This window comes from Paenibacillus sp. FJAT-27812 (assembly GCF_001273905.1).
In the GTDB taxonomy this organism is placed as follows: Bacteria; Bacillota; Bacilli; order Paenibacillales; family Paenibacillaceae; genus Pristimantibacillus.
The window spans coordinates 3,849,004-3,861,541 of the sequence record NZ_LIGH01000001.1 but is presented as its reverse complement, the minus strand read 5'-3'; the positions used below and the strand labels follow the sequence as shown (position 1 = coordinate 3,861,541).

The following is a 12,538-nucleotide window of genomic DNA, read 5'->3' as shown; positions in this document are numbered from 1 at the left end:
GCTCCGACCTGTTTATTTTTTTATACTTATTATGCAGGGTTAAGCTCTAGGTCATCCTCATCGCCGCGATTAAACGCTTCGCGATCGAATTCACCTTCGGAGTTCGCAACAAGCAGCGCCGTTACCGTAGTACCCGTTGCATTAACTGCTGTACGGCCCATATCGATCAGCGATTCTACCGCTACTACAAGCGCGATACCTTCAAGCGGAAGCCCAACCGCAGTAAGTACAACTGTTGTAGAGATTGAAGCTGGTCCTGGAACGCCTGCTACACCGATCGAAGAGATAATGCTCACGAGAACGATAAGCACATAATCCGTTGCAGAAAGCGAAATGCCGTATACTTGAGAGACGAATACCGATACGACAGCCGGCCATACGCCGCCGCAGCCGTTAAAGTTCATTGTCGCACCCAGCGGAGCAACGAAGCTGGCGATTTTTGGCGATACGCGAAGACGTTTCGTAATAACTTCAAGATTGATCGGAAGCGTAGCAAAGCTGCTGCGCGTCGTAAAAGCTACCGCTACAGTCGGATAAGCTTTTTTGAAAAATTTCAAAGGATTAACTTTCGCGACGAACGACACTAGGCCGCCGAATACGAATACAAAATGAAGAATAAGCGCGATATAGCTTACCGCTATTAACATCGCAAGCGGCTGCAGCGTCTCCCAGCCATATCTTGCTGCCATAACCGCGATCAATGCGTATACGCCATATGGCGTGAAGCGAAGAACGAATTTAACCACTTGGTGCATAATGACAGTCGCGGATTGGATGAACGCTTTAAACGGCTGAACCGAATCCGGATTTTTTGCTCCTACTTTAACAATGGCAATCGCAATGAATAAGGCAAAAATAAGGATAGGCACTACTTTGCCGTCCGCAGCATCGCTGATCGGGTTGGAAGGCACTTGATCCAATATAACTTTGAAGAAGCTAGGTACCTCGCGAGCTTCAAAATTTTCTGGCTTCGTTAATTCAAAGCCAGCCCCTGGGTTAATTGCCGATGCGACTAGAAGTCCGATAATAGCCGCTACCCCAGTTGTCGCTAAAAACCAACCGATCGTCTTCACGCTAAGCTTGCGTAAAAACTCTATATTCGTAATCGAGATGATACTGTTGATTACAAGAACAAAAACGAGTGGAATAACGATCATCCGAATAAGATTGATATAGATGGAGCCGATCGTGCCTACGCCCTCAGTGTCCAGCTTAAAGTTGTTAAAAATGATGCCTGCAACAAGGCCAAGGCCCAGCGCGACCAGCACCCGTGTTCCAAAGCCCACCCGCTTCTTCGCCAAGAAGTAAAGGCCGCCAAGCAGCACTGCGGAAACAACCAACGTAATCCAGTTGTTTTCAATCGCTGTTAATAAGTTATTTTCCATAAAACAACAACCATCCTCTCTGTCTGTATCATATAATTGTATAGCACAAATGAACGTTGAAATTAGTAAAAATATAATTCCGATGAATTTACTGCGCTTTACTTGAAACAATATATCACCGTTAATTATTAGGTGTCAATATGATTTTTTCCTTAACAATCATTGGAATATTCCTATTTATTTCAAATACTTCGAGATTCTATAATTATACTCCGCCAAATCTAATCTATTCTTTACTTCTCCTGCCCTGACCATTTCTCTTTCTGTACGCTGCAATCGCTTCTTCAGCTCATGAAATAAAAAAAAGAGGTAATCCTAAAAATTAGGATACCTCCGTTTCGGCAGTACTATTAAACAATGATTCGCGCTTCCTTATTAAGCTTCCACAATTTTATAATTCGGCTTAACGTTATTGAAATCTTTGTTCTCTCCGCTCACCATCAAGCCCATGCCCCAATCGAAATGAACGTTATCCGTCGGAACATCCGCTGCATCCCGGTATTGGAACAGTACGTTTCTGCGCGTTCTTTCGCTTCGGTTGACGTCTGAACCATGGATGGTCAAATAGTTGAAAAAGAGTACATCCCCTGCTTTTGCCGGGCAAGGTGTGCCAGAGGATATCGGATGCTCCTTATGATTCAGGTAATGCTTGCCCACATGCGGCAGCGGTCCTTGCAAGTGAGAGCCTGGAATGACAGCTAAGCAGCCGTTCTCCTCGTCCGCATCATCCAGATGAACGCTGGCAGCCAGCATGGAGTGATCGCGATGCGGGAAGTAGGGGTAATCCTGGTGCATCGGAAATGCTGCGCCGTTAGCTGGCGGCTTTACAAGCATTTTAGAATGGTGGAGCTGTACGTTAGGACCGATGATTCCATTCAGTGCCGCTACCATATTCGGATGTACGACTGCCCGAGTGAAAGCCGCATCATGATAATGCACGTCATGGAATCCTTTTAGGACAAGCTTCTTAAGCTGGTCGGGCGGCAGGAAGTCACCTTGCCATGCATGGTTTTGCTCGCCCTGGGCAATTGCCGCCCGCTGGATGATCCGCTCAACCGCAGCTCTCATTTCCAGCACCTCTTGCTCGTTAAATACGCCTCTCACCAGCAAATAGCCATTTTCTTTGTAAAATTGCACATCCTCATTGACGATCATGTTCATTCTCCTTATCATATAATTAATTTGAATATGTTTTAATTATAGATAGGACATAGTGATTTCGTATTTGCCTGCCGAAGACAAGTTTTTGCACTATTACGCCACAGGAGCTGATGGTTCATATGTACAATTGGCCAAAAAGCGAAGAGCGCCTTAATCGTTACGCTCGCTTGCTGCAAGGTGAGAGCTTGACCATCCATGTTTATTACTGGGGGGCTGTTCAAAATCTAGCTACTAATGCTGTACATAAGCATTCTTTTTTTGAGGTCTGTTACGTTGCTGGGGGAACTGGGTTTTATGAGGAGGGCAATGTCACTTACCCTTTGCATGAAGGCGTTCTTTTTTGCTCGCGTCCGAATATCCGTCATCAAATTCGCAATGTGGATCAACTGGATTTATTGTATGCCGCCTTTGAGCTGGACGAGAAGCTCTCGAAGCCTGATGAATTCGACTTTTATAATCATGCTCTAAATACCGGACCTATTTGGATGGAGAACCAGCAGCATTCGCCGACTGCCGAGATTTGGCGTTCCCTGCTCGTTCCGAGCGAAGAATGCTTCGCGGTGCCGATCGCTTTGCTGCAGCAGCTTTCGCATGCCCTTATCCTTACTTTTCCTACAATCGTCGGAGGGAAAAATCGAAGCGCGGAAACGATATTGCCGGCTTCAAACGCAGCTATCCTCATAAACAGAGCAAAGCTGTATATTCGCGATAACCTTGGGGRAAGCTTAACGCTCTCGGAGGTTGCCCGTTATATAAATGTATCGGAACGACACTTGTCCAGGCTGTTCTCGCAGAGCGTGCATGAATCATTCTCCATGCTCGTGCGGCATGAGCGGATACGCGCCGCCGAGCAACTGCTCTCGCAATCCGCAGTGCCTATCAAAACGATTGCCGAGCAATGCGGATTCTCATCCGTTCATTATTTCTCAAGAAGCTTCTCCGAGGCCAAAGGTATTCCTCCGGCTGCCTTCCGCGTGGCAAGCCGAAAAAATACCGGACTCGATTAGCCGCGATTGGCTGCTTACAGATCATGAATCGTTATTTCGCTTCGAACCATAAAACGTGCATTTACGCCCGCTTGACCGATCCCTTTGGAAATATAGAAGGCGCCGTTTTCATTCTTATGCAGCCCTTTGTATATTCCTTGGACGGAAAGCGGGCCTTTTGGCTTGAACGCAAAAAAGAACGGCACGTTCAGCTGCTTGCCATGCAGATGACCGGCCATCAAATAATCATAGGGGCGCTTAATGGAAAGAAGCACATTCGGGTCATGTGTGATTACTATTATTGGCTTGCTGTCTTCGATCCCTTTGAAAGAGGGGCGAACGCGGCTATGATGCGTACAATCGTCATCGATGCCGACAAGCTGAAAATCATCAAGCGTGATGTTCTCATTGCGAAGCACGGGAATGCCATGCGCCTGAAACAGATCAAGCAGCCTTTTTAGGCGCGGGAGCTCATAATCGTGATTGCCCAGCACCGCATAGACGGGAATGCCGCAGTCCGCAATCACTTTAAGATAATAACCCGCGCGCGGAAGAAAACGTTCCTTGTACGTGTAATCACCTGTCAGAAAAATATAATCCGGCTTAGCCGCCTCGATTTCTTGCCGAATACGCTTCGCGCTTATACGCAGCCTGTCTACGTGCAAATCGCTAATTTGCACTATGCGCTTGTTGATGCCGATGGGGTGGCTGACCTTTTCGATTTTGAGCCACTGGGTTGGGAAGATGAAGAGCAGGTATAAGAGAAGCACGAATGCTGCCAATGTTAGTATAATAGCCAATTGCGCCCTCCTAATCGGTGATTCTGCTTTTGCTCCTATTTTTTCGAGCTATTTTATTAGTATAGTAAAGATGAGGCTATAAAGCTACTTGGAGCTGATTGCCTAGCAAGCTGCTGAACAGTCCCTTCTTGTCCTCTGCGAGCATCATGAAATGGCCGGCCTGCACGATTTTTCCATTATCGAGCACGATAACCTGATCCGCATTGCGAATCGTCGTCAGCCGGTGCGCAATGACGATGACCGTCATTCTCCCCTTTAACCGCTCAATTGCCTCTTGAATCTTGGCTTCATTTAAGCTGTCAAGCGCGCTGGTCGCTTCATCGAGGATGAGGATGGACGGCTTTCTTAAAATCGCTCTAGCCAAAACAAGCCTCTGACGCTCGCCTCCAGATAGACGAATGCCGCGATCGCCGATAAGCGTGTTTAGACCTTGCGGAAGCATATGAACAAACTCAGCGGCTGAGGAGAACTCCATCGCTTCCCACATTTGGGCCTCACTCGCTTGCGGATCAATCATCAGCAAATTATCTCTGATGGTTCCGTGGAAGAGAAACGGCTCCTGCGGAACGTAACTGATCGATCTTCTAATCGACAATAAGGCTGCATCCGTAAGCCCCTTGCCGTCTACGAGCACTTGGCCGAGCTCGGGCTTTATCAAGCCCATCATCAAGTCGACCAACGTGCTTTTGCCGGCACCGGATTGCCCTACGATCGCGGTCATGCTATTTGCTTCAATTCGCAAATTAATCGCTTCGAGCGTGAAGGTGTGCTGCCTCTGATCATAACGGAAGTATACCTGCCGGCATTCCAATTGCTGCTCCAGCTTTAGCGGCATAATATGCTCGCCACCCAGCTCATCCACATCCATCAATTCCTTGGCAGCGTTGCAATCCTCCTGAAGCTCCATTAATGCTTTAAAGGCTGGCAAGGAGGAGGCGATTTGCTCCATGTTTGCTTGAATGCCCGTGAAACGAGGCCATAGCCGCGAGAAAATAACCATAATCAGCAGCAAATAGCCGCCTTGATTCTCAAATAATAAGACGGATCCAAATACAAAAGCAGCGATCATTATAGCTGAAAACAGCTTGTAAAGGAGCTGCGAATTACTTCGCACCTTCGAATTTTCATACCGTTCATGCGCGATCTTATCGGACCAATCCAGCAGCCAGCGGTAGCGGGACGATTCAAGCAGATTGCTTTTAATATCCTTCATGCCGTTAAAGTGATCCGTAATGCCCGATAAATAGTTTTGTGCCAGTTCGGTCGTGACCGAGCCTATTACTCTGGATTGCTTGATAAATCTTCTGGAGAGGAATGCCACAGCGAGTCCGCAGCATAAAACGAACAAGGTCATTTTGACCGATAAGAGTAAAGCTAATCCAATTTGAATAATCGTAAAGGCGACCGAAGCGATCAACTGTAAAAAAAGAAACGCTCCGTTCGTGACGCGAGCAAGCTCGCCGGTTAACGAATTAATGAGATCCGTCTTCCGTCTTTTCATAAAGAAGCCCCAATTCGCTTGCAGCAGCGCCTTGTAAATTTCTAATCGTATTTGATTGACGAAACCTGTATGGATTCTGATTTCCCTTAAACTTAAATTACGCCCAATAATGCCTTGTGCCGCAACAAGCAAAATGAATAAGGCTAAAATAATGAGCAGCGCTCTTTCTTTAGGAAGGTCCTGCAGCGTTGATAACAATTGAAGACCGGGGATTGAAGCCAGCGGAATATCTACAATGCCAATTACACTAAGCAATGGAGCTAACAATAAAATGCCTGCGCCATCGAGAATACCAACTAGCATCATCCCGACAAGATTGATGTAGAGCACTTTTCCGCCGTAGGCATGCAGCTTTCTAGTAAAATATAATAGATGATTCATCGCTTCATCACTTTCCGTATTTAATAATGGACGACTTTGGCAAATATGCCCGTAACCGCAAACCGGTCCATCTCTTCCGCCCCTGTCACGTACAAGGAGCCGCTTCGCAGCCAGGCGTGGGCAATCATTTTTCCTGCCTCGTCCTTCGCCGTTCCAAGATATAACGTACTGCTGATGCCGCGCCTCTCCAGCATTTTCATGCCGGCCAGCGCCCGAGCCAAGCATTTGCTCTCCCAAGGCGTATGGCTGCTCGCAATATGAATGGCGTGGCGGATATGAACAAGGGATCGCCTGTGCTCGGCCGATGTCTCGCTCCCCGTTTCTTTCATATATTGCCCCAAGGTTGGCGCAATCTTCGAGAAGGGCTGGTGCATAATTCGTATTCTAGCCCAGCCGAGGAGAAGGGTTGCTTCAATTAATAGAAGAAGAGTCTTAACATCCAAAGTAAGCAGCGCTCTCAATCTCATCATCTTTCCCATAGGCTCACCGCATATCTATTCTTTTATATGAATAAGTCGCTCTTCCAGCAGGTGAGACAGAAAGGACACCACTTGCTCCTCGCATACTTCCCTTGCTACTTCGAATTGCTCAAGCAATGCTTCAATTACTTGCGATATCGTTACCGGCACCTTAAGCAAATCCCAAATTTGGCTCCCCATTACGCCAAGATTATAATATTTTCCATTCTCAATGCTCAAGATGACCTTCTCACCGCCCATATCGCTTACGATATTGTTCTCGTCTTGAACGACGAGCTGCTCCAGAAATAAAGCTTGAATGGTAATGGCGTGGTTTTTTGTCATGTATTATTCCTCCGCGGATATGGTTTTTAATATGAGCTGGGTGAGCTGCGGTGCCGTAAAGCCTGTCTGCGGCCTTTCCAATCGATAAATAGGGAGTTTAGCAGCAAGCGAAGCGGAATTTGTAAAATGCCACCGCGTAAGATCCATCTTTTGCACCAAAAACTGCCTATAGGTATGCCGGAATAAAATATCGAGCCGCTCCAGCTTCGGAATAAAATGAATGCCAACCTCGGAAACGTCCGACTCCGATTTCACAAGCTCAAACACGCCGCCAAGCGGCATGGGGCTGCTGCAAAAGTCGGAATCTACCGGGATGCAATATTTATTTTCCCGCCCATAAATGGCTCGAAGCTCATCATTATTTACGCCGAAAGCGTCTAAGCTTTGCTGCCAGAGCTTCTGCTGCGGATAAGCCGGTATAACGAGCGGCGGTTGATCCGAAGCAAGTGAAGAAACCGCGATGACATCGTCGCTGAGCAGTGAATAACCACAGCTTATCAATGCCGACGCTAACGTCGATTTCCCCGCTCCCGAATGACCTACAAAGGCATAAGCTTTACCATTGATTGCAATGGCACTCCCATGCAAAGGATAGAGGCCACGCTGCAGAAGCACCGCACCGATACAGGTCCCAAGCACGTATAGCCGGATCAAATCCTCATCGGCTCCGACGATAGGAGAAATCGTGATCTTATTTCCGCCTTCTATTCGAAATAATCCAGCATCCGGCATATATACCGATACGTTGCGTTCCTCCACAACAAAGTCGTAGGGCTCGAAAGGTACCGTTTCCTTAATAAAGCTATCGACGATGATCTCCACATCGGTTCGCTCGCCGATCTCGCTCACTTTGGTCAGCTCCGGCAAGGCCAGCTCGCTTTCTATCGTAAGCCCAAATGCGCGATATGCCATTTTTGTCTTCGTTGCCATCAATGTCCTCACTCCATCAATCTCTGGTTAAAAAGCTAGAAAGCCCTTATACACCTTATGTACAAGGGCTTTCTTCACCAATCGAATTCATAATGCCTTAGCTAGTAAAACGTGGCTTTTCAGAATGTTGGCCAGGTACGTAAGCCTCATCTGTGAACGGACCGTTTTTCGTGGAAGCCGCAGTCATATGTACATGAAGGACCTCTAGCTCAGGTTTATTCCATTGTTTTTTCGTTTGCATATATTGTCACCTCCCTTCAATTGAATTTTTTTAGAAAACGAAAAACGATAAGGCTGCGCATTAACAATCTATAATTCGGATCAGCCGCATGCCTAGACTGAGTGCCTTCCTCCAGTCCCGACAGCGCCGAACGGATTACCTTGCCATCAACGAACTCCATAAATAAGCGATCTTCGCTCATTTGCCGCAGCTCATCCTTAAACGATTGCCATTTAGGCAGCATGCGATGAACCCAATCCGCTCCTTGCACCCCGCGTATACGCTGATTAAGCCTCACCTCATCGGGCAGCAGCTTATCCGTAGCACGTCTGATCAGAGCGCGGTCCATCCCATCCTGAACGTATTGATCCTCCGGCAGCGACAAGCAAAAGCGAATGACCCTGATATCATTGGTCGGGTCGCGCTTCCAAAGGCCGTGCCTGAGCGACAGCTTTGCCGAGAGCGTATTGCCTGCATTCCAATGAAATACTTCATTGAAATGGCTTTTTCTTTCCTCATACACATCCCTTGCAGCGAACCAGCCTGATTCATCGATGCCATGCTCGCCCAGCCGATTGAATACATCCGTTTTCCTTGCAAAATCGGGATGGATCATCATCGGATAATGGTATGTATTTTGCAATGGCCGCAATTGTTCAATTAGCGGGAATGCCGCCCGGCTAACATTTGAGAACACATGCGCCCGGCCAGAGCCGATATTGAGGCTGTACTGGCGCATTTCCCGAAGCAGCCTAACCCATTTCATTTTTTTGAGCAGCGTTGCGTAATAAGGAATGGCAGATCCCCATGAGATCGACAAATTGCCTCTGCCCCCATTAAGCAGCACCCCTACCCCCTGCTCCTGTGCCTTCTCGAACATGCCTCTCATCCAGAAGGAGTTCTCAAAAAACTTATAAGGCATTTCCATAATATCTAGAAAACCGTCGATCTCGGAGTAGGAGTCTCTTCCCTGAAAGTCGAGGTAGTGCTCCTCGATCCCCCCGACATGCTCGACAGTTGATTCGATAAGCGGCCTCTCATTTGTCATCATATATTTTGCTGTGTAGTCGATAAAATCAGATGTTGGCACGTAGCTGAACGTATGCAGCTTTTTATTTTGCGGTCGCAATGCCCTTGATGCAAAACTTACGATCGAACCAGAATCCAATCCGCCGCTTAGCTGTGCTCCAACGTGGCGATGCGTCCGCAGCCTTGAGGCAACCGCTTGCCCAAACACCTCTTGGAACGCTTCAACATACTCAGCATCCGTTTTAAATCGCACCCGCTCATCCGCAGGAAACTGATAATATCTCGTTATCGTTATCCGCCCGTCTTGAATCGTAATGCTGTGAGACGGAGGCAACTGCTCGATATTGCGATAAACCGTTGCGGATGCGTCTGCTGCGTCTACCATGCCAGCGATCGCTAGAAACTCGGCAAGCCAATGTTCATTCAGCGTGCGTTCCATTCCAGGAAGCGCAAGCAGCGGCTCTATCGTTGAGCAAAAGGCAAACCGTTCAGCATTCCGCTGATAATAAAGCATACGGCTTCCAGAGAAATCTCTAGCGCCAAACAGCTTGCGGTTGCGAATATCCCAAATCATAAAAGCAAAATCGCCAGCCAAATATTTAGGCACATCATCGCCATACTTATCGTAAGCTAGCAATATCAGCTCGCTATCGGTCATCTGGCTTCGTCGGTGCAGATCCACCTGCAGCAGGTTAAACAGCTCTGTCCGGTTATCGATGATGGCGTCCGCGGTTATAACCAGCCCTCTTTCGGAATCAGCATACGGATTTCGCTCGCCGACCGACTCTGGTGTGATCCACTGGTTATGGCAGCCAAGAAAGATAGATTCCTCATGCCAGGCCTGAGCCGCATCACAAGGGTAACGGGATAAAGCTTCCATTAAGGAGCCGCCTTGCTTCCATGCATGACTTCCTTGATCAGTTAGAAAAACTCCTGCGATGGCGCTCATCGTTTCCTCCGGCCAGACATCGAAATCGTTCGATATGAAGAACAATTTTCGAAAATCATTTAATGTAATAACAGTTCTTTATAAAGAACATATTTGCATATTACACCTGATAAATGGCTTTGTCAATCAATTTTTCTACGGTATCTTGCAAAAAATATTACATTTTTGTTCTTTATTAAAAACAACTTGTCGATTTATACCGTAATCATTTTTCCGATCCGCAAATGGCTGTTCATAGAACAAAATGAGCCGGTTTTTCAACCAAAAATATCCACTTATTAGCGATAATAAGCGGATACTATTGAAGGTATTAAAAAATAAATGATGTTAAAGCTTACTAGCTTTCGCAATTAACATTTTTTCGTTATAATAGTAGTGGTCTACAACGATGTGATAACGGAGGAGTTTCTTATGATCGGAGAACGTATTCAGATGCTGCGCAAGAGAAAAGGCCTTTCCCTAACGGAGTTATCCCAACGGGCAGGCGTCGCAAAATCTTACTTAAGCTCCATTGAACGAGGGCTCCAGCAAAATCCTTCGATTCAATTTCTCGAAAAGGTAGGCGCGGTATTAAACGTGACCGTTGAAGAATTTCTAAATAACGACGAAAAAACTGATCGCAAGCCCGATCATCTTGACAATGAATGGGCTGACTTAGTTAGAGAGGCAATGGCCTCTGGCGTAAGCAAGGATCAGTTTAAAGAGTTTCTTGAATTCAATAAATGGAAAATTAAGCGCGAATAGCGCTTTTTCCGCTTTTATACAGCAGTTTCCTGCATATCATCCTTCTTGCTTTCCTCAAGGCATAGCAGAACCTTCCGCACATCTTCCTTGCTGAACCCCAAAGAACGTGCATTCATGATTAATGCTACCCACTCCATATCCAAGTCCTGATTGTCATCTGAGTTTATAAGTACCATTTTCCCATGTCCCCCATTCATTTTGGGACGGTTGCACCACTGACTCCATGCGTTTAAGGTGCCCAGATACTAAACGCATTTCAACGTCTCCCTATGCTTGTCATTCACTTATAGATGTATTATAAATCACCAATATTGCGCATGCTGTCGCTTCATGTCTTACAAAAATGATAGATAAATACATTTTTTGTCGAATGTAATTAAGCAATGTTAAAGGTTATAGAGTTTATGTACTAGACTCCGTTAGGTCTGATCAACTAACTTAGAAAAGGCTTCCCCCTATTGCGCCGCTTTAATGTACGTGGATGCTTCAAGCTCGGATACGTGATACGTTTCTTCTTCGAAGCCGCCCGGATTCGCATACTGCCACCGCCAGGAGTCTTTGCACATCTCTTCAATTCCACGCGCAGCAGCCCAGCCCAGCTCTTCATTTGCCTTATGCGTGTCCGCATAACAAATCGCAATATCGCCCGGCCTGCGGTCAACGATTGCATAAGGAATGCTCCGCCCCGATGCCTTCTCAAATGCGGCGATCATCTCCAGCACGCTGTAGCCGCGGCCGGTGCCAAGATTGTAAATATCTACTCCTGATTTTGTCATGACTTTTTTTAGAGCCTGCACATGCCCGAGTGCCAGATCGACGACATGAATATAATCCCTTACGCCTGTTCCGTCTACGGTTGCGTAATCATTGCCAAAAACGTTCACTTGGGCAAGCTTCCCAACAGCTACCTGTGTAATGTAAGGCATCAAATTGTTTGGAATGCCATTCGGGTTCTCGCCGATTCTTCCGCTAACGTGGGCGCCAATCGGATTAAAATATCGCAGGATCGAAATCCCCCACTGCTCATTCGACTCTGCTAAATCCTGCAAGATTTGCTCCAGCATAAGCTTCGTCCTGCCGTATGGATTCGTCGCTCCAAGCGGAGAGCCTTCCGCAATCGGAACCTGCTCCGGGCGGCCGTACACCGTTGCAGAGGAGCTAAATACAAGTTTATGCACGCCGAATTTTTTCATGACTTCACATAAAATTAAAGTGCTTGTAATGTTGGTATGGTAATAAGAGAGCGGCAATTGAACCGATTCGCCGACAGCCTTAAGGCCGGCAAAGTGAATAACGGCTTCAATGGAGTGCCTAGCGAATACGCTCTCCAACCCGCTGCGGTCCATAAGGTCCATTTTGTAGAAGGTGAACGTTTTGTTCGTAATTTCTGCGACTCGATTTAATGAAATATGGCTGCTGTTGGACAAATTATCGACGATAACGACCTCAAATCCCGCTTCCAGAAGCTCCACACATGTATGACTCCCGATATAACCTGCACCGCCAGTAATTAATATCGCCATTTCATTAACCCCTCTCAATTATTCATTATAAAGTACATTTAATTCTTAATAAAGAACATCTTATTAAATAAATTCCCTGCATCGCAAACAAACTGCAGGGAAGTATTTTCTTGATTAGTGGAAGAG

Annotated in this window: 13 protein-coding genes and 1 riboswitch; of the genes, 2 read left to right on the top strand and 11 right to left on the bottom strand. The window is 46.7% G+C overall.

Annotated features, from left to right (window positions below):
- Nucleotides 1–29 precede the first annotated feature (29 nt).
- Both ADU23_RS16305 and ADU23_RS16300 read right to left on the bottom strand, forming a co-directional pair.
- On the bottom strand, nucleotides 30–1,385 hold the full coding sequence (locus ADU23_RS16305) for a dicarboxylate/amino acid:cation symporter (protein WP_053374690.1): 1,356 nt from the start codon (nucleotides 1,383–1,385) through the stop codon (nucleotides 30–32).
- 375 nt (nucleotides 1,386–1,760) lie between these two features.
- Entirely contained in the window at nucleotides 1,761–2,540 is a 780-nt protein-coding gene (locus ADU23_RS16300; RefSeq protein ID WP_053374689.1) for a phytanoyl-CoA dioxygenase family protein, read from the bottom strand.
- A gap of 125 nt (nucleotides 2,541–2,665) precedes the next feature.
- Between ADU23_RS16300 and ADU23_RS16295 the strand changes: the two genes are divergently transcribed.
- The gene (locus ADU23_RS16295; RefSeq protein ID WP_053374688.1) at nucleotides 2,666–3,553 is read left to right on the top strand and encodes a helix-turn-helix transcriptional regulator; all 888 of its coding nucleotides are present in this window, start codon (nucleotides 2,666–2,668) and stop codon (nucleotides 3,551–3,553) included.
- A 14-nt stretch (nucleotides 3,554–3,567) separates the two neighbouring features.
- Here the strand turns inward: ADU23_RS16295 and ADU23_RS16290 are convergent, their stop codons facing one another.
- The 7 genes from ADU23_RS16290 to ADU23_RS16265 form a co-directional block, all read right to left on the bottom strand.
- A complete protein-coding gene (locus ADU23_RS16290) occupies nucleotides 3,568–4,332 on the bottom strand; it encodes a metallophosphoesterase (RefSeq protein ID WP_053374687.1) in 765 nt (254 codons plus the stop codon).
- A 76-nt stretch (nucleotides 4,333–4,408) separates the two neighbouring features.
- Nucleotides 4,409–6,214 carry an ABC transporter ATP-binding protein gene (locus ADU23_RS16285; RefSeq protein WP_053374686.1) on the bottom strand — a complete coding sequence of 602 codons (1,806 nt, stop codon included), beginning with the start codon at nucleotides 6,212–6,214 and terminating at the stop codon, nucleotides 4,409–4,411.
- Nucleotides 6,215–6,234: 20 nt separating this feature from the next.
- The gene (locus tag ADU23_RS16280; protein ID WP_053374685.1) at nucleotides 6,235–6,693 is read right to left on the bottom strand and encodes a lasso peptide biosynthesis B2 protein; all 459 of its coding nucleotides are present in this window, start codon (nucleotides 6,691–6,693) and stop codon (nucleotides 6,235–6,237) included.
- 15 nt (nucleotides 6,694–6,708) lie between these two features.
- The gene (locus ADU23_RS16275) at nucleotides 6,709–7,017 is read right to left on the bottom strand and encodes a lasso peptide biosynthesis PqqD family chaperone (RefSeq protein WP_053374684.1); all 309 of its coding nucleotides are present in this window, start codon (nucleotides 7,015–7,017) and stop codon (nucleotides 6,709–6,711) included.
- Nucleotides 7,018–7,020: 3 nt separating this feature from the next.
- Nucleotides 7,021–7,947, bottom strand: a complete 927-nt coding sequence (locus ADU23_RS16270; RefSeq protein ID WP_157265821.1) for an aldolase — start codon at nucleotides 7,945–7,947, stop codon at nucleotides 7,021–7,023.
- Between the two features lie 97 nt (nucleotides 7,948–8,044).
- Nucleotides 8,045–8,188, bottom strand: a complete 144-nt coding sequence (locus ADU23_RS32810; RefSeq protein ID WP_141680353.1) for a paeninodin family lasso peptide — start codon at nucleotides 8,186–8,188, stop codon at nucleotides 8,045–8,047.
- A 16-nt stretch (nucleotides 8,189–8,204) separates the two neighbouring features.
- The gene (locus ADU23_RS16265; protein ID WP_053374682.1) at nucleotides 8,205–10,145 is read right to left on the bottom strand and encodes a lasso peptide isopeptide bond-forming cyclase; all 1,941 of its coding nucleotides are present in this window, start codon (nucleotides 10,143–10,145) and stop codon (nucleotides 8,205–8,207) included.
- A 411-nt stretch (nucleotides 10,146–10,556) separates the two neighbouring features.
- Here ADU23_RS16265 and ADU23_RS16260 point away from each other — a divergent pair, with 411 nt between their 5' ends.
- Complete coding sequence (locus tag ADU23_RS16260) at nucleotides 10,557–10,889, top strand: helix-turn-helix domain-containing protein (protein ID WP_053374681.1); 333 nt, start codon at nucleotides 10,557–10,559, stop codon at nucleotides 10,887–10,889.
- Between the two features lie 14 nt (nucleotides 10,890–10,903).
- Here ADU23_RS16260 and ADU23_RS32805 read toward each other — a convergent pair whose 3' ends face one another.
- Together ADU23_RS32805 and galE are read right to left on the bottom strand one after the other, a co-directional pair.
- Nucleotides 10,904–11,065, bottom strand: coding sequence for an anti-repressor SinI family protein (locus ADU23_RS32805; protein WP_231637417.1), 162 nt, complete (start codon nucleotides 11,063–11,065; stop codon nucleotides 10,904–10,906).
- Nucleotides 11,066–11,081: 16 nt separating this feature from the next.
- Nucleotides 11,082–11,163, bottom strand: a riboswitch (cyclic di-GMP riboswitch).
- A gap of 181 nt (nucleotides 11,164–11,344) precedes the next feature.
- A complete protein-coding gene (gene galE, locus ADU23_RS16255) occupies nucleotides 11,345–12,412 on the bottom strand; it encodes a UDP-glucose 4-epimerase GalE (RefSeq protein WP_053374680.1) in 1,068 nt (355 codons plus the stop codon).
- Nucleotides 12,413–12,538: the final 126 nt, after the last annotated feature.

Excerpts from the sequence above, each read along its gene's own strand:
- ADU23_RS16260 (WP_053374681.1), top strand. The coding sequence starts at position 10,557 with ATGATCGGAGAACGTATTCAGATGCTGCGCAAGAGAAAAGGCCTTTCC.
- ADU23_RS16270 (WP_157265821.1), bottom strand. The coding sequence starts at position 7,947 with ATGGCAACGAAGACAAAAATGGCATATCGCGCATTTGGGCTTACGATA.
- ADU23_RS32810 (WP_141680353.1), bottom strand. The coding sequence starts at position 8,188 with ATGCAAACGAAAAAACAATGGAATAAACCTGAGCTAGAGGTCCTTCAT.
- ADU23_RS16305 (WP_053374690.1), bottom strand. The coding sequence starts at position 1,385 with ATGGAAAATAACTTATTAACAGCGATTGAAAACAACTGGATTACGTTG.
- ADU23_RS16280 (WP_053374685.1), bottom strand. The coding sequence starts at position 6,693 with ATGGGAAAGATGATGAGATTGAGAGCGCTGCTTACTTTGGATGTTAAG.
- ADU23_RS32805 (WP_231637417.1), bottom strand. The coding sequence starts at position 11,065 with ATGGTACTTATAAACTCAGATGACAATCAGGACTTGGATATGGAGTGG.
- galE (WP_053374680.1), bottom strand. The coding sequence starts at position 12,412 with ATGGCGATATTAATTACTGGCGGTGCAGGTTATATCGGGAGTCATACA.
- ADU23_RS16300 (WP_053374689.1), bottom strand. The coding sequence starts at position 2,540 with ATGATCGTCAATGAGGATGTGCAATTTTACAAAGAAAATGGCTATTTG.
- ADU23_RS16285 (WP_053374686.1), bottom strand. The coding sequence starts at position 6,214 with ATGAATCATCTATTATATTTTACTAGAAAGCTGCATGCCTACGGCGGA.
- ADU23_RS16265 (WP_053374682.1), bottom strand. The coding sequence starts at position 10,145 with ATGAGCGCCATCGCAGGAGTTTTTCTAACTGATCAAGGAAGTCATGCA.
- ADU23_RS16275 (WP_053374684.1), bottom strand. The coding sequence starts at position 7,017 with ATGACAAAAAACCACGCCATTACCATTCAAGCTTTATTTCTGGAGCAG.